This window comes from Streptomyces sp. DH37 (assembly GCF_029813835.1).
In the GTDB taxonomy this organism is placed as follows: Bacteria; Actinomycetota; Actinomycetes; order Streptomycetales; family Streptomycetaceae; genus Streptomyces.
The window spans coordinates 1-15,369 of record NZ_JARVKV010000007.1 but is presented as its reverse complement, the minus strand read 5'-3'; the positions used below and the strand labels follow the sequence as shown (position 1 = coordinate 15,369).

The window sequence follows — 15,369 nt, the reverse complement described above, 5'->3', positions numbered from 1 at the left end:
TTCACCGGGACGGGTAACGGAGTTGTCCACAGCCGGCCGGTTGTCCACAGGCCGGCGCCGTCTCAGATGTGCACCGAGGGCTCCGTGCCATGCTGACCGCCCTTGGTGAACAGTGCGACGCCCGCGGCCAGGGCGGCCACGATGCCGGCGAGGGTGAAGGCCAGGCCCATGCCGGAGAGGAAGGAGTCGTGCACCACCTGGACCATGGCCTCGGCCACCTGCCCGGGAGTGCCCTCGGGTGCGGGCGGGGCGATGCCGAGTTCGGCGGCCTCCGCCAGGCGCTCGGCGTCCTGCGGCGGCAGCGGGGGGAGCTGGGCGTCGGCCCACTGCTCGGGCAGGGCCTCGTGCACCCGGGAGGCCATCACGGCGCCCAGGACCGCCGTGCCGAGGCTGCCGCCGACCTGCATGGCGGCCTGCTGGAGACCACCGGCGACCCCGGCGTGCTCCATCGGGGCGTTGCCCACGATGACCTCGGTGGCGCCCACCATCACCGGGGCGAGGCCGAGGCCGAGGACGGCGAACCACAGCGACATCTCGAGGGTGCCGGTCCCCCGCTCCAGGGTGGACAGGCCGAACATGGCGACCGCGGTGACCAGCATCGCGCCGACCAGCGGGAGGCGCGGGCCGACCTTGGTGATCAGCCCTCCGGCGACGGGCGAGGAGACGATCATCATCGCGGTCAGCGGCAGCAGGTGCAGTCCGCTGTCCACCGGGCTCATCCCGTGGACGTTCTGGAGGTAGAAGGTGACGAAGAAGAGGCCGCCCATGAAGCCGAAGGCCATCAGGACCATCAGCACGGTGCCCGCCGAGAGCGGGACGGAACGGAACATCCCCAGCGGCAGCAGGGGTTCGCGGACCTTGGCCTCCCAGAGCAGGAAGGACAGGAAGGCCCCCACCGCGGTCGCGAGGAACCACAGCGTCGCGCTGTCGCCCCAGCCCCACTCGGGCGCCTTGATGATGGCCCACACCAGGCAGAACATCGCGCACGACAGCAGGACGACGCCGGGGACGTCGAAGGAGCGGGGGGCCTTCTCCGCCCGGTGGTCCACCAGGATCGCCAGGCACAGGAGCACGGCCAGCAGACCCACGGGCACGTTGATGAAGAAGACCGACTCCCAGCTCACGTGCTCCACCAGCAGTCCGCCGACGATCGGGCCGGCGGCGGTGGAGGCGCCGATGACCGCACCCCAGATGCCGATCGCCATGTTGAGCTTCTCGGCCGGGAAGGCGGCGCGCAGCAGGCCCAGGGCGGCGGGCATCAGCAGGGCTCCGAACAGACCCTGGAGCACCCGGAAGGCGATGACCATCGCGACGCCCTCGGACAGGCCGATGGCGGCGGAGGTGGCGGCGAAGCCGACGATGCCGACGAGGAAGGTCTGGCGGTGGCCGAAGCGGTCCCCGAGCCTGCCGGCGGTGATCAGCGAGACGGCCAGGGCGAGCAGATAGCCGTTGGTGATCCACTGGACGTCGGCGAGCGAGGCCTTGAGGTCCGCCTGGATGGCGGGGTTGGCGATGGCGACGATGGTGCCGTCCAGGGTCACCATCACCACGCCGAGCGCGACGGCGAGGAGGGTCAGCCAGGGGTGGCCGCGCAGTCCGGCACGGGAGGCGGGCGTGTCCGACTCCGGTGCGCCGGGGGTGACGGAGGCGGTCTTGGAAGTCATGGCCGAGAGCCTAGTGTCAGCGGCTGACACTTTGGAGGTCGATATGTGCCGACGAGCCGTCACACGGCCCGCGGGTAGGGTGACCGGCACCGTTGGGACAGCAGGAGGTGGCCGGGTGACCGGAACGCGCGAGCGCAGGAAGCGGCGCACCCGGGACGCGCTGGTCCGTACGGCACACGAACTGTTCGTCGCCCAGGGGTACGAGCGCACCACGGTCGACGAGATCGCCGCCTCCGTGGACGTCTCCCAGCGGACCTTCTTCCGCTACTTCGCCAACAAGGAGGAGGTCGCCTTCGCCCTCCTGCGGACGGTCGAGGACCGGTTCTTCACCGCCGTCGAGGAGCGTCCCGGCCACGAGACGCCCCTGCAGGTCCTGGGCAACGCGCTCGGCACCGCCTGGGACGGCATCGGCGACGCCATCCAGGAGGTCGTACCGCTCGACCTCTACATGAGGATGTGGCGGGTCATCGAGACGACCCCGGCCCTGATCGCGGCCCATCTGCGGCACTCCGCGGAGCAGGAGGACCGGCTCGTCGCCGAGATCGCCCGCCGCGCCGGGGTCGATCCCGGGAGCGACCCGCGACCACAGGTGCTGGTCGCCGCCTTCTCGGGGGTGCTCCAGCTCGCCGGACGCCGCTGGGCCGCCGGCCCGGACATCAGCACGGAGAGCGCGCGCAGGCTCTTCCAGGGGTACATCGGCCACCTCGGCCCCGCCCTGACCGAGGACTGGTCGCCCGCCCCGCGGAACGCGGGGCCCCCTCCCCCGTCCTCCCGGCCCCCTCGGACCTCCCAGGCTCCCCGGACTTCCCGGACTCCCCGGTCCTCCCAGGCTTCCCCGCACCGGGAGTGACGGCCGGGCGGCCCGCCGCCGTTCACCCGCTCGGGTACGTTCGCGTTCCCGAAACGTGAGATGGATCACGCGGCGGGCGTGTCCTCGCGGGCCTCTCCTAGGGTGGCGGTCCAGTGACTCCCATCCCCTTCCTCGACGCCCCCTCGCACGCCACCGACACGCACCCGGACGCGCACCCGAATGAAGCCGCGGACACCGCCGACGGCACGCCGGCCACCGGCGGCACGACGGACGGAACCGGCCCGGACGGCCGCGTCGGCCCGGGCGCCGGCACCGCCCCGCGCGCTCCCCACCGCGTGCTGTCGGCCCTCGCGGTGGTCCTGGTGCTGCTGGTCACCTCCGGCTGGACGGCCGTACGGGACCGCCACCCCGAGCCGGGGACGCGCACCGCCGCCCTGCTGGCCTGGCGGGACGGCCGCATCGGCGGCAGGCCCCTGCCCGCCCCGGACGCCGCGCCCCGCCTCGTCGCCCGCTTCTTCCGCGGTCTGACCGGAACCCAGCAGGACCGCCTGGCCGCCCGCCACCCCCTGGTGGTGGGCAACCTCGACGGCGTACCCGTCGCGCTGCGCTACCGCGCCAACCGGATCGCGCTCGCCCGCGCCCGCGCCGCCGAGCACCGCCGGACGACCGACGAGCGGCTGACGGAGGAGGGGCGTCACGAGGCGACCCGCCGGATGCACCGCTTCGCCTCGCTGATGCGCGCGGGACGCAGGATCCTCGCCTTCGACCCGACCGGCCGCGGCCGGGCCGTGGAGGTCCTCGGCGATCTGGAGCGCGCCCAGCGGGTGTCGGTCGTGGTGCCCGGCGCGGACACCGAGCTGCTGACCTTCGAGCGCACCCACCGCAGGTACTCCGCCCCGGTCGGCATGGCCCGGGCGCTGCACCACCGCGAACGCGCCACCGCCCCGCGGGTGCGCACGGCCACCGTCGCCTGGGCCGACTACACCGCGCCGCGCGGCGTCGGCGTGGACGCCGCGTCCGGCGAGCTGGCCGCGGCGGGCGCCCGGCGGCTGGTCTCCTTCCTGGAGAGCCTGCCCGGCCGCTCCACCGTGGCGCTGTTCTGCCACAGCTACGGCTCGGTGGTGTGCGGAATGGCCGCCGGCGGGCGGGAGGAGCGCCTGCCGGGCCGGGTCACCGACATCACCGTGGCCGGCAGCCCCGGCATGCGCGCCGACCGCGCGGACGAGCTGGAGACGGGCGCCCGGATATGGGCGATGCGCAGCGAGGGCGACTGGATCGCGGACGTGCCGTACCTGGAGCTCGGCGGGCTCGGCCACGGTGCCGACCCCCTCTCCCCCGCCTTCGGCGCCCACCGCCTGGCCGCCGACGGCGCCACCGGCCACACCGGGTACTTCGAGCCGGGCACCGGGAGCCTGGCCAACATGGCGGCCGTGGGTACGGGGGCCTACCACCGGGTGGACGAGCTGTGACGCGTGCGGCACGGCGGAGGGGGACGGCCGGGGCACCGGCGCATACGATGACCCGTATGGGTGACGTACTGGCCGGAATTAACTCCTCCTGGGAGTTCGACACCGACTCCGTGCTCATCCGCTTCGAACGGGGAATCCGCACTCCGAAGCTGTTCCACGTACTCGGCGAGCGGCGCGTCCCCTACGAGGCGCTGAGGTCGGTGGAGCTGGCACCCGGCACCAGAAGGGGCACGGTCGTACTGCGCGCCGAGCCGCGGCCGGGCGCCGACCCGCTGGTGGAGGCCGCCGCCGGACAGCTCAGGGAGACCAGCGACCCGTACCGCCTGGTGCTCCCCGCCGAGCGCGAGCCCCTGGCCGCCGCCTGGATCAGCGAGCTGGCCTCCGTCCTCGGCCCGCGGGCGGACGAGCCCGCCGACCGCCACCTGGTCGCCGCCCCCGCCGCTCCGCTGCAGTTCAAGGCGTACGACGGCAAGGTCTCCTTCGACGGGCGGACGGTGTCCTTCCGCTGGTTCTGGACCGGTGCCTCCTCGGCGAAGTGGAAGGCGGGCGACCAGTCGTTCGCGGTCGGCGAGCTGCAGGGCGTCGAGTGGCGCTCGCCGGAGGTCATGGGCGGCCACCTGCGGCTGGTGCGCCGCGGCGAGACGGACGACCGGGAGCACCCGGAGGCCGACCAGGATCCGGCGGCCGTCGTCTTCGGGCTGGGTTACGGCCTGGTGCACGAGTCGCTGCCGCTGGCGGCCTCGGTGCTGGAGGCGGTACGGGCGGCCGAGCCCGCACCGGCCCTGGAGACGGCGGCGTCCGGGCCCCGCGCGGCGGCCCCGTCCGCCCCGGTCCGGCCCGCCCCCGCCGACATCGCCGACCGCATCCGGCACCTGGGCGAGCTGCACGAGGCCGGGCTGCTCACCGACGACGAGTTCAGCACGAAGAAGGCCGAGCTCCTCGCCGAGCTGTGACGCGGCCGGCCGCGCCATGACCGGCCGCGCCGCGGCCCGGCGGCCCCGCGCGTACGGCCCGGCCCGCTACTCCCTCCCCGCCGATGTGAAGCTCACGTCGGCGTAGCGCCCGCCCGCCACCCGTGCGGCGATCGGCTCCAGCGCGGCCAGTTCGTCCGCCGTCAGCTCGATGCGGGTGGCGGCGGTGTTCTCCTCGACCCGGGCGCGCCTGCGCGTGCCCGGAATCGGGACGACCGGCAGCCCGTGCACCGCGGCCCGCTGCTGCGCCCATGCCAGCGCGACCTGCCCGAGCGTGATCCCGCGCGCCCGGGCGATCGCGCGCAGCGGCTCCAGCAGGGCGGCGTTGGCCACCGCGTTCTCCCCGGTGAAGCGGGGCATCGTGCGCCGGAAGTCGTCGCTGCTCAGCTCCTTCTCCGCGTCGGTGAACGAGCCGGTCAGGAAGCCGCGTCCCAGCGGCGAGTACGGCACGAAGGTGACGCCCAGCTCCTTCGCCGCGGGCACCGCCGTGCGCTCCACGTCCCGGCTGAAGACCGACCACTCGGACTGGATCGCCGCGATCGGGTGGACCGCGTGCGCCGCGCGCAGTTCGTCGCCGGTGACCTCGCTCAGCCCGAGCCACCTGACCTTGCCCTCGGCCACCAGCTCGGCCATGGCGCCGACGGTCTCCTCGATCGGCACCCCCACGTCGCGGCGGTGCATGTAGTACAGGTCGACGGCGTCCACGCCGAGCCGCTCCAGGCTGCCCTCGGCGCACTGCCTGACGTACGCGGCGTCGTTGCGGACGCCGCGCCTGGCCGGGTCCGCCGGGTCCATGACGATGCCGAACTTGGTGGCCACCACCACCTCGTCCCGGTGCGCCCTCACGAAGGGCGCGATGAACCTCTCGTTCTCGCCGAAGCCGTACATGTCGGCGGTGTCGTAGAGCGTGACGCCCAGTTCCAGGGCGCGCTCCAGCGTGGCGCGGGCCTCGCCGGCGTCCGTGGGCCCGTAGGCGAAGCTCATGCCCATGCAGCCCAGGCCCTGGACGCCCACGTCGGGGCCGTCCGCGCCGAGCCGTGCCGTGGCGATCCGTCCGGTCTTCTCCGTGCTCATACGGGTTCAGAACCTCTCCGACGCCCGCCGGGCGTCCGCATAGAACTCGATCTTGAAGTCGAGGACCGCCAGCGTGCTCCGCAGCTCGTCGATCCTGCGCCTGACGTCCTCGCGGGTGGCGCGCAGCAGTTCCTGCCGCTCCTCGAAGGTGTGGTCGCCGGCGCGCACCAGCTCCGCGTAGCGCACCATGTCCGCGACCGGCATCCCGGTCAGGCGCAGCTTGCCGACGAAGGCCAGCCAGTCCAGGTCGCGGTTGGTGAAGCGGCGCTGGCCGGTGTGCGAGCGGTCGATGTGCGGCATCAGCCCGATCCGCTCGTACCAGCGCAGCGTGTGGGCGCTCAGGCCGGTGAACGCGGCGACCTCGCTGATCGTGTAGCGGTCCTGCCCGTCCGGCCGCGGATGGGCCACCTCCGCCGTCGCGCACGCGTCCGTCCGCAGTTCCCCGGCGTCCCCGCCCGTGTCCGTCCCCGTCTGCGCCTGCGTCTGCGTCTGCGTCTGCGTCACGGTCATGGGGGAACGCTACGGAGTTGGAGTGCGCTCCAGGCAAGCGGGTGGCGACGGCGAAATCCCGCCACGTCCGCCTCCACCGCCCCGCGTTAGGCTCAGGGCCATGGAGAGCCTGCGCACGATCGAGAACTGGCCTGTCACGACGGCGGCGGCGGCCGTCGTACGCGCCGACGGCACGGTGGCCGGAACGCACGGCCCCGACGGCCACCGCTTCGCGCTCGCCTCGGTCACCAAGCCGCTGGCGGCGTACGCGGCGCTGGTCGCCGTCGAGGAGGGCGCGATCGAGCTGGACGAGCCGGCCGGACCCGAGGGCTCCACGGTGCGGCACCTGCTCGCCCACACCTCCGGCCTCGCCTTCGACGAGCACCGCGCGATGGCCGGGCCCGGCACCCGCCGGATCTACTCCAACACCGGCTTCGAGGTGCTCGGCGACCACATCGCCAAGGCCACCGACATCCCCTTCGCCGAGTACCTGCGCCAGGCCGTCCTCGTCCCCCTGGGCATGGCCGCCACCGAGCTGCCGGGCTCCCCGGCCAAGGACGGCGTCTCCACCCTCGCCGACCTGGTCCGCTTCGCCGCCGAGCTCCAGGCCCCGCGCCTGCTGGACCCGCGCACCGTCGCCGAGGCCACCTCCGTGGCCTTCCCCGGCGTCTCCGGCGTCCTGCCCGGCTACGGCAACCAGAAGTCCAACGACTGGGGCCTGGGCTTCGAGATCCGCGACGGCAAGTCCCCGCACTGGACCGGCGCCTCCTCCTCGCCGCGCACCTTCGGCCACTTCGGGCAGGCCGGTACGTTCCTGTGGGTGGACCCGGACGCGGGCGCCGCCTGCGTGGCCCTGGCCGACCGCGCCTTCGGTCCCTGGGCGGTCGAGGCGTGGCCGCCCTTCACCGACGCGGTGCTGGCCGAGCTGCGCACGAGCTGACGCGGAGGAGCGGAGCATGGGCGGGCGGCCGCGCGTACTGACGGTGCAGCACACCCCGAACGGCGGGCCGGGCCGGTTCGGCGCCTGGCTGGCCGAGGGCGGCCTGGCGCCGGACGTCGTCCGCGCGTACGACGGCGAGCCGCTGCCCGACCGGCTGGACGGCCACCGGGGCCTCCTCGTCCTCGGCGGCGGTTATCTGCCGGACGACGACGCGCGCGCCCCCTGGCTCGCCCCCACCCGCGCCCTGGTCGCCCAGGCGCTGGACGGCGGCGTCCCGGTGTTCGGGATCTGCCTGGGCGGCCAGATGCTGGCCCGGGTCGCGGGCGGCGCGGTCGCGGCGGAGCACGGCCGGCCGGAGATCGGCAGCACACCGCTGGCGCTGCGGCCCGAGGCGGCCGACGACCCGCTCTTCCACGGCCTGCCCGAGCGCACCGCCGCGATCGAGAACCACGTCGACGCCGTCACCGCGCTCCCGCCCGGCGCCCGGTGGCTGGCGCAGAGCGAGCGGTGCCCGTACCAGGCGTTCGCCGTCGGCGACCGGGCGTGGGGCACGCAGTTCCACCCCGAGGCGACGGCCGCGCAGGTGCGGACGTGGGACCCGGAGCGGCTGCGGCGCCTGGGCTTCGACCCCGCCGAGGCCGTACGCCGGGCCGAGGCCGACGAGCCCGCCTCGGCCGAGGTGTGGCGCACGGTCGCCCTCCGCTTCGCCTCGCTCGTACGCGACGGCTGAGCTGACCGGGGACGGCCTCCCGGCCGGTGAAGTCGCTACGGCCGCAAACGCCCCCCCCCGCCAGCCGCGCTCCGTTCGCGCTCCCCTTCCCGGGGCCCGCCGGGCGAGCCGCCCGTCCCGCCGCGATCCCCTCCACAGCCGCGCTCCCGGGCGCCGGTCCCCCTCGCCGCCTCCACCGCGGGCGGCCCTCAAGACCCCGCCCGAGGACGCCCGACGCCTCCCTGCGGCCCCTGTGGCCTCATCGAGCAAATTAATCAGGCGAGTTCACGAATTCCTCTTGTCTTTCCGCCCGGGCCGATTAGGGTCGCTCACGCCCACCGGACGGCAACGGACCCTGGAGGTCGGACAGCCCATGAGACGGAGATCGTCCCTGACGAGCCTGCTCACCGCGGGAGCCCTCGCCGCGACCGTTCTTCTGACCTCCCACGCCACCGGGGCCCTGGACACCGGGGAACGCCCCGGCTCCCACGCCTCCGCCACCCCGGCGGCGTCGAAGAAGGCCGCGCGGCACTGGGTGAACACCTGGACGTCGATGCCGCAGCTCACCGAGCCGCACAACATGCCGCCCGCCCCCTTCACCGAGGACGGGCTGGTCATGGACGACACCACGCTGCGGCAGACCGTCCGCGTCACGGTCGGCGGCGACAGGGTGCGGCTGCGCTTCTCCAACGCCTTCGGCGGCGCGGCCCTGCCCATCACCGCCGCCTCCGTGGCCCTTCCGGAGGGCGGGAAGGCCGGGGTCGGCGCGATACGCCCGGGCACCTCCCGTCCGCTGACCTTCAGCGGCAGGCCCTCGACGGTGGTCCCGGTCGGGGCGCAGACGGTCTCCGACCCCGTGGACCTGAAGGTCGCGCCCGGGTCCAACCTCGCCGTCACCCTCTACCTGGCCGAGGGCCAGGCGTCGAACGACATCACCTCCCACCCCGGCTCCCGGACCACCTCCCACCTCCTGCGCGGCGACCACGTCGGAGCCGAGGACCTGCCGGGCGCCACCCCGACGAACCACTGGTACTTCCTCAGCGGCGTCGAGACGTGGTCGGCGAAGTCCACCCGGGCGGTCGCCGTCCTGGGCGACTCCCTGACCGACGGCCGCGGCTCCACCACCAACGGCAACGACCGCTGGCCGGACCAGTGGTTCGACCGCCTCCAGTCCCGCCGGAGCACCTCCGGCCTCGCCGTCCTCAACCAGGCGGCCGGCGGCAACCGCGTCCTCAACGACGGTCTGGGCCCCAACGTCCTGGCCCGGCTGGACCGTGACGTGCTGGCGCAGACCGGGGTGGAGTCGCTGATCGTCTTCGAGGGCGTCAACGACATCGGCACCGCGGAGGCCACCGAGGCCGCGCAGCAGCGGGTCGCGGCCGACCTGATCGCCGCCTACGAACAGATCGTCACCCGCGCCCACGCCAAGGGCATCGAGGTCCACGGCGCGACGCTGCTGCCCTTCGGCGGCAACGAGATGTACGACGACCCGGCCGGGCACCGCGAGAGCGCCCGGCAGGCGGTCAACGAGTGGATCCGCACCAGCGGCCGGTTCGACGCCGTCATCGACTTCGACCGCGCCGTCCGCGATCCGAACGCCCCCGAGCGGCTCCGGCCGGACGTCCACGACGGCGACCGGCTCCACCTGAACCCGTACGGCTACGGCCTGCTCGCCGCCGCCGTCCCCGGCCACCTGTTCCGCTAGGCCGGCCGGCTCCGCCGACCCGGCCCGGGCCCGGCCACGATCGCCGCGAGCGGCCGTGGACGGGCCGAGGGCGTCAGGCGGTGGAGCCGTCGGCCTCGCCGGACCGGGCCCGGCCGTGCAGCAGCAGGAAGAACGTCCGCACCGACTCCTGCGGGCCGTACGCGAAGCGGTTGACCACCCTGCCCGGCGGATTCCACACGCGCCCGTCGGGCATCCGCACGCCCACCGGCTGCCCGAACCGCTCGCGCTGCGCCGCGTCGAAGTCCACCCACACCGCCCCGGCGTGCCGGACCATCACCTCCCCCACGTATCCCCCGAGGCCGAACAGGGCTTCCGTCACCTGCCCGGGCTCCGTGCCCCGGCGGCGCATGCCGCCGATGACCGCGTCCACGATGCGCAGGCTGTTCACGGAGTAGTCCAGGGGCAACCGGTGCCCCGCCCTCCCCGCCGTCAAGCCCGTGACGAACTCCGTCACGTGCCCGCGCATCTCCTCGGCCGTGGGTTCCGCTGCGGTCCGCGTGCCCATGGAACGTCTCCCCTCGCGTTCGGTCCGGCACCGGGCAGCGGTGCGCCGGACGCCGCCCGTGGAAGGGTCCTTCCACCCCCCACCAACCGAGCGCCGCCGCGTACTGCCTGGTCACGCCTTCGGGATGTGGCGGTACTCATGTTTACGCGGCGTCAGCAGAGCCGTCCGGCGAGGCCGGGGCGAGGAGGCCTCGCCGGCCTCTCGCCCGGAGGAACTCCACGTGAACTTCAGCCGTACACGCCCCCCGCCGGAGGCCGAGCGGCATCGGGGCGCACGCTCCCCGGGTGGCCATGCGGAACCGCCCTCCCGTTCGTGTGGCGCCGCCCCGGCCCCGGCCGCGGTCCTCGCGAATCCCCTGGTGGTGACGGACCTTCTCGTCCGGTTCGGGGGAGGTGCCGGCGGCCGCGGCCACCCGCACCGGAACCAGGGGCCGCCCCGCCCCGGCCCACTCCACCCCTCCGCCCTCTGCCGTTCCGCACCTTTTCCGGCCTTTGCCCCCACGCATGACGCACGGTGATCCACTGGGGTATAACCGGCCCGTCCGACAGTGGACGGACGGCCGCGCTCCGGCCTGCCGTACGTACCGGGCGCGGTGCCGCCGCCCCGGGACGGGCCGGGCGTGCCGCGGCCGGCGGGCCACGAGGGGCGGAAACCGCCGGTGTCCACAGCGCCCCGGCGCGTACGACGAGCCGCCGCGCGCGACCCGTGCCGCCCGTACGGCCGCTCCCGTCCGCTGTCCGCGTCCGGGCCCGAACCCGCCGAACGCCGAACGGGCGGAGCCAGACCGGCAGCGGCCACCGGACGCACCGGGATCTTCCAGAGGGGGTTGGGAACACGTGGGATCGAAGAGAGGCCGCACCCGCCGGCCGGCGGACACGAAGCGCCGGACCTGGTTGGCGGTCGGCTCCGTCGTGCTCGGGGCGTCGGTGGTGACGACGGTCGCCGTCACCGCCACCTCGGGCACCTCGGGCACCTCGGGCACCTCGGGCACCTCGGACGAGCAGACCCGGAGCGGGAGGATGCGGCCCGTGGCCGCGTACACCGAGGCGTTCCAGGGCGGCGATCCGGGGAAGCGCTCGGTGCCGCGCAAGGACACCCGGCCCTTCTCCCTGCTCGGGGTCTCCTGGGAGGACCCGGAGGCCGAACTCGACGGCACCGCCCAGGTCCGCACCCGCAGCGCGGAGACCGGGCAGTGGACGCGGTGGCGGGACCTCGACCTCGGCATACGGCCGCCGGAGACCGACGAGGGCGACGGCAGCGGAGTGCGCGGGGCCTCCGAGCCCCTGTGGGTCGGCAAGTCCGACGGGGTCGAGGCACGGGTGCTGGCGGACGGCGGGGATTCGGCCGAACTGCCCGGCGGGCTCCGCTTGGTGACGATCGACCCCGGCATGCTGGGCGAGGACATCGGGAACGGCTGGCGCAAGGTCGGCGACATGAGCGGGGGCGGGAACTCGCAGGAGCCGTCGCAGCAGCCCTCGACGGAGCCGGAGCCCGGCCGGGGCGAGCCCTCCGCGGAGCCGTCCGCCTCCGCCCCCGCCACGGAGGAGCCCGAGCCCAGCCCGGAGCCGTCCCAGCGACCCACCACGGAGGCCCCCACCGGCGAGCCGGCCGGCGACCCGAGTCCGGAACCCTCCACCAACCCCACCGGGGAGCCGACCACCGGGCCCACCGGGGAGCCGAGCCCGGGGCCCTCCACCGAACCGGCCCCCACGGGGGAGCCCACCGGTGACCCGAGTCCGGAACCCTCCACCGAACCGACCCCCACCGGCGAGCCGACCGGCGACCCGGGTCCGGAACCCTCCCCCGAGCCCACCCGGAGCCCCACCACCGAACCCACCACCGAGCCGTCCACCACCGCACCGGCCCCCGAGCCGTCCGGGACACGGACACCGCGGATCGTCAGCCGCGCCCAGTGGGGCGCCGACGAGTCGCTGGTCGAGGACCCGCCCTCCTACCTGAGCCGGGTGGACGCCGTCTTCGTCCACCACACCGCCGGCACGAACGACTACACCTGCGCCGAATCGGCCTCCATCGTCCGGGGCATCCTCACGTACCACGTCAAGACCAACGGCTGGAACGACGTCGGCTACAACTTCTTCGTCGACAAGTGCGGCACGATCTTCGAGGGCCGCGCGGGAGGCGTCGACAAGGCCGTCCAGGGCGCCCACACCTACGGCTTCAACGGCTACTCCTCCGGTGTCTCCCTGCTCGGCGACCACGAGGACGGCGGTCGGCCCACCCAGGCCGCGCTGGACGCCGTCGCCCGGATCTCCGGCTGGAAGCTCGGCCTGTACGGCGCCGACCCGGCCGGCGAGGTGACGCTCACCGCAGCCGCCGACACGGGCGTCTGGAAGAAGGGCGAGCGGGCGACGCTGTACCGGATCTCCGGCCACCGCGACGGCTACGCGACCCTGTGTCCGGGAGTGAACCTCTACTCCCAGCTCCCGGCCATCCGCACCAAGGCCGCCGCGTCCTCCTGACCCGCTTCCGCGACCGAGCGGAACCGGAACCAGGAGCAGGACCGGTCCCGTACTCCCCGCTGCCCCAGCCGGCCGCGGTCCGGGCGAGCTTGCCCGCCCGGGCCTCCGTCGTGCCGTCGCTGCTGTGCTTGACCTGCGACAGACGCTCGCCCCAGGGGCTGTACCGGTACGACTTGGTCAGCGCACCGGAGACCTCCTCGGTCGGCACCTCGCCGCCTCGGACGTGACGCTGCCCCGGAGGAAGACCGTGGAGGTCCCCCTGGGCGAGGAGCCCACCGTCAGCATCCCCTCGGCGAGGAGGGCGGCGAGGCCGGTTGCGCCCTCGCCGTCCGCGGCGGGCACGTCCGGCGTTCCACCGCCTTCGGCTCCTACGGGCGCGCCACCTGCTCCGGCGCGCTCCCCGCACCGGGGTCCGCCGTGCAGGAGTCCGCCGTGCAGGGGCCCGCCGCGGACGGTCCGTCTCAGCCGTAGGACGGCTCCGAGTGCATCTCCCAGATCAGCGCCTCGGCCCCCGCCTCGCTCCCGGACGCCTCCAGTGACTCCGCGTCCGTGATCCGCGCCGCGTCGCCGGCCTCCAGCGACTCCCCGCCGACGCGCAGCCCGCCGCGCACCACGTGCACGTACACCCACGGCGCGTCCGGTACCGCGGTGCGCTCCCCCGCGCCCAGCCGCCGCACGTGCAGCACCGCGTCGGCGCGGTCCAGGGCGTAGGGGGTGTTGTCCGCTATGCCGCGCACGACGTCGTACTCCGCGTCGCCCCCGAACACCCCCGGCACCAGCCACATCTGCACGAACCGCAGCGGCTCGTCCCCCGCGTTGCGCTCCACGTGCCGGATGCCGCGCCCGGCGCTCAGCCGCTGCACGTCGCCGGGCCGGACGGTCGCGCGGCGTCCGGCCGAGTCCTCGTGCGTCAGCTCGCCCTCGACCACCCAGGAGACGATCTCCACGTCCGCGTGCGGGTGTTCGGCGAAGCCCGCGCCCGGTGCGAGCCGCTCCTCGTTGCAGGCGACCAGCAGTCCGAAGCGCGTGTTGGACGGGTCGTAGAAGCCGGAGAAGGAGAAGGCGTGCCGTGTCTCGATGCCGGCCGCCGGGTCCCCGCCCCGATAACGGTCCGCACCACGCCATATGTGCAGCATTCCTCCACGGTACGCGGACGGGCCCGCACGCCGTGCGGCGGCCGTGTCCCCCACGCGGATCCGCCCGGCCCGATCGGCGGCCCGCCGCGGGGCCTCCCCGAATCCCCGCCGAGCCCCGCCGAGCCCCGTCGGCGCGGACGGCGCGGACGGGAGGCCGGCTACGGCCGGCCCGCGCCGCCCCTCTGCGCGCAAGTGCGGGCGACCGTGTCCGCGAAGGCGCGGGCGATCGGCGTGAGGGCGTCCCAGCGGCGGACGGCCCAGCCCGCCGACAGCGGCGGCAGGTCGGGGACGGGCACCAGGCGCAGGGGGCCGTCCGCGCCGGGGACGCGCCAGCCGGGCAGGGCCGGTACGACGGCGTGCCCGAGGCCGAGTTCGGCCAGCAGGACGGCCGTGTCCCAGTCGGCCACGCTGGTGTCGGACCTGACGCGGACGCCCAGTTCGGCGAAGGCCGCGTCCAGCCGGGCCCGGGAGGTGGAGTTCTCCGGGAGCCGGATGTGCCGGATGCCGGCGAGGTCGGCGGCCTCGATGCGGGAGCGCGCCGCGAGCGGGTCGTCGGCGCGTACGGCCAGGACCCAGGGCAGGTCCACGACGGGCCGCTGCTCGATGCCCCGCACCGGGGCGCCGACGGTGATCCAGGCCAGGTCCAGGTCGTTGGCGGTGAGGGCGTCGAAGCAGCTGCGGCTGGAGTTCTCGGTCTGGAACTCCAGCCGCACCCCGGGGTGGCGCCGACGGAACTCGACGACGGCCTCGGACATGAAGTGCCGCACCGTCGTCGCGCCCGTGGTGACGCGCACGGAGCCGGCGTCGCCGCGCGCGAGGTCCCCCAGACGGCGCAGGGCGAGGTCGAGTCCGGCGATGCCGTCGGCCGCGGCGGCCTGGAGGACGCGCCCGGCGGCCGTGGGCACGACGCCGCGCGCTTGGCGCTCCAGCAGGCCGACGCCGGTCTCGCGCTCCAGCCGCTTCACGTGCTGGCTCACCGCGGACTGGCTGCGGCCGAGGTCCCGGGCGACGGCGCTGAGGCTGCCCGCCCGGCACACGGCCACGAAGACACGGAGGTCGTCGAGGGTCATGAGACCCAAGCTATCCCTTGGATGCGGTGAGGAAACCGGAGGATTGACTTGGGTCCGCAGGTGCACGACGATCGTCGCAGGGCCCGCGGGCGGCAACCCGTTCCGCGTTCCCGCCGCGGTCCGGATCGCGGGGGGGACCCGGAACGGGTGCCGACCCCCCGGTTCCGGGGGGCTTACCCGCGGGTCCCGCCGGAGCGGGGGGGGCCGTGCGGGTCCGCTCCGGGCGCTCCCGCCTCCCGGGGCGTCGCGCGCCTGCGCGTTCTCGGCGCCGGGGCCCGCCCGCCCCCCGGCGGCACCCGCCTCGCCCCTCTGGAGCGCGGTCGGG

Annotated in this window: 13 protein-coding genes; 7 read left to right on the top strand and 6 right to left on the bottom strand. The window is 74.9% G+C overall.

The features are described 5' to 3' along the window. Positions 1 to 62: 62 nt before the first annotated feature. Complete coding sequence (locus tag QC029_RS05895; protein ID WP_279554333.1) at positions 63 to 1,664, bottom strand: MFS transporter; 1,602 nt, start codon at positions 1,662 to 1,664, stop codon at positions 63 to 65. Positions 1,665 to 1,779: 115 nt separating this feature from the next. Here QC029_RS05895 and QC029_RS05890 point away from each other — a divergent pair, with 115 nt between their 5' ends. The 3 genes from QC029_RS05890 (at position 1,780) to QC029_RS05880 (ending at position 4,897) form a co-directional block, all read left to right on the top strand. After that, the gene (locus tag QC029_RS05890; protein WP_336621559.1) at positions 1,780 to 2,514 is read left to right on the top strand and encodes a TetR family transcriptional regulator; all 735 of its coding nucleotides are present in this window, start codon (positions 1,780 to 1,782) and stop codon (positions 2,512 to 2,514) included. A 296-nt stretch (positions 2,515 to 2,810) separates the two neighbouring features. After that, a complete protein-coding gene (locus QC029_RS05885; RefSeq protein ID WP_279554485.1) occupies positions 2,811 to 3,944 on the top strand; it encodes an alpha/beta hydrolase in 1,134 nt (377 codons plus the stop codon). Between the two features lie 56 nt (positions 3,945 to 4,000). Beyond that, positions 4,001 to 4,897 carry a DUF4429 domain-containing protein gene (locus tag QC029_RS05880; RefSeq protein WP_279554332.1) on the top strand — a complete coding sequence of 299 codons (897 nt, stop codon included), beginning with the start codon at positions 4,001 to 4,003 and terminating at the stop codon, positions 4,895 to 4,897. Between the two features lie 66 nt (positions 4,898 to 4,963). Here the strand turns inward: QC029_RS05880 and QC029_RS05875 are convergent, their stop codons facing one another. After that, positions 4,964 to 5,989, bottom strand: coding sequence for an aldo/keto reductase (locus tag QC029_RS05875; protein ID WP_279554331.1), 1,026 nt, complete (start codon positions 5,987 to 5,989; stop codon positions 4,964 to 4,966). A gap of 6 nt (positions 5,990 to 5,995) precedes the next feature. Then, positions 5,996 to 6,499, bottom strand: coding sequence for a MerR family transcriptional regulator (locus QC029_RS05870; RefSeq protein WP_279554330.1), 504 nt, complete (start codon positions 6,497 to 6,499; stop codon positions 5,996 to 5,998). Positions 6,500 to 6,599: 100 nt separating this feature from the next. On the opposite strand from QC029_RS05870, the gene QC029_RS05865 reads away from it, so the two are divergent. From QC029_RS05865 to QC029_RS05855, 3 genes are all read left to right on the top strand, one after another. Further along, positions 6,600 to 7,418, top strand: coding sequence for a serine hydrolase (locus QC029_RS05865; RefSeq protein WP_279554329.1), 819 nt, complete (start codon positions 6,600 to 6,602; stop codon positions 7,416 to 7,418). Between the two features lie 16 nt (positions 7,419 to 7,434). Continuing rightward, positions 7,435 to 8,148, top strand: coding sequence for a type 1 glutamine amidotransferase (locus QC029_RS05860; protein ID WP_279554328.1), 714 nt, complete (start codon positions 7,435 to 7,437; stop codon positions 8,146 to 8,148). A gap of 352 nt (positions 8,149 to 8,500) precedes the next feature. Then, positions 8,501 to 9,832, top strand: a complete 1,332-nt coding sequence (locus tag QC029_RS05855; RefSeq protein WP_279554327.1) for an SGNH/GDSL hydrolase family protein — start codon at positions 8,501 to 8,503, stop codon at positions 9,830 to 9,832. A gap of 73 nt (positions 9,833 to 9,905) precedes the next feature. Here QC029_RS05855 and QC029_RS05850 read toward each other — a convergent pair whose 3' ends face one another. Continuing rightward, a complete protein-coding gene (locus QC029_RS05850) occupies positions 9,906 to 10,358 on the bottom strand; it encodes a hypothetical protein (RefSeq protein ID WP_279554326.1) in 453 nt (150 codons plus the stop codon). Positions 10,359 to 11,194: 836 nt separating this feature from the next. On the opposite strand from QC029_RS05850, the gene QC029_RS05845 reads away from it, so the two are divergent. Continuing rightward, positions 11,195 to 12,838 carry a peptidoglycan recognition protein gene (locus QC029_RS05845; protein WP_279554325.1) on the top strand — a complete coding sequence of 548 codons (1,644 nt, stop codon included), beginning with the start codon at positions 11,195 to 11,197 and terminating at the stop codon, positions 12,836 to 12,838. Positions 12,839 to 13,299: 461 nt separating this feature from the next. On the opposite strand, the gene QC029_RS05840 is transcribed toward QC029_RS05845, so the two are convergent. Then, positions 13,300 to 13,974 carry a pirin family protein gene (locus tag QC029_RS05840; protein WP_279554324.1) on the bottom strand — a complete coding sequence of 225 codons (675 nt, stop codon included), beginning with the start codon at positions 13,972 to 13,974 and terminating at the stop codon, positions 13,300 to 13,302. A gap of 158 nt (positions 13,975 to 14,132) precedes the next feature. Continuing rightward, complete coding sequence (locus QC029_RS05835) at positions 14,133 to 15,044, bottom strand: LysR family transcriptional regulator (RefSeq protein ID WP_279554323.1); 912 nt, start codon at positions 15,042 to 15,044, stop codon at positions 14,133 to 14,135. Positions 15,045 to 15,369: the final 325 nt, after the last annotated feature.

Bases quoted from the DNA above. Each gene is read 5' to 3' on its own strand.
- QC029_RS05895 (WP_279554333.1), bottom strand. From the start codon at position 1,664: ATGACTTCCAAGACCGCCTCCGTCACCCCCGGCGCACCGGAGTCGGAC.
- QC029_RS05880 (WP_279554332.1), top strand. From the start codon at position 4,001: ATGGGTGACGTACTGGCCGGAATTAACTCCTCCTGGGAGTTCGACACC.
- QC029_RS05875 (WP_279554331.1), bottom strand. From the start codon at position 5,989: ATGAGCACGGAGAAGACCGGACGGATCGCCACGGCACGGCTCGGCGCG.
- QC029_RS05870 (WP_279554330.1), bottom strand. From the start codon at position 6,499: ATGACCGTGACGCAGACGCAGACGCAGACGCAGGCGCAGACGGGGACG.
- QC029_RS05865 (WP_279554329.1), top strand. From the start codon at position 6,600: ATGGAGAGCCTGCGCACGATCGAGAACTGGCCTGTCACGACGGCGGCG.
- QC029_RS05860 (WP_279554328.1), top strand. From the start codon at position 7,435: ATGGGCGGGCGGCCGCGCGTACTGACGGTGCAGCACACCCCGAACGGC.
- QC029_RS05855 (WP_279554327.1), top strand. From the start codon at position 8,501: ATGAGACGGAGATCGTCCCTGACGAGCCTGCTCACCGCGGGAGCCCTC.
- QC029_RS05850 (WP_279554326.1), bottom strand. From the start codon at position 10,358: ATGGGCACGCGGACCGCAGCGGAACCCACGGCCGAGGAGATGCGCGGG.
- QC029_RS05840 (WP_279554324.1), bottom strand. From the start codon at position 13,974: ATGCTGCACATATGGCGTGGTGCGGACCGTTATCGGGGCGGGGACCCG.
- QC029_RS05835 (WP_279554323.1), bottom strand. From the start codon at position 15,044: ATGACCCTCGACGACCTCCGTGTCTTCGTGGCCGTGTGCCGGGCGGGC.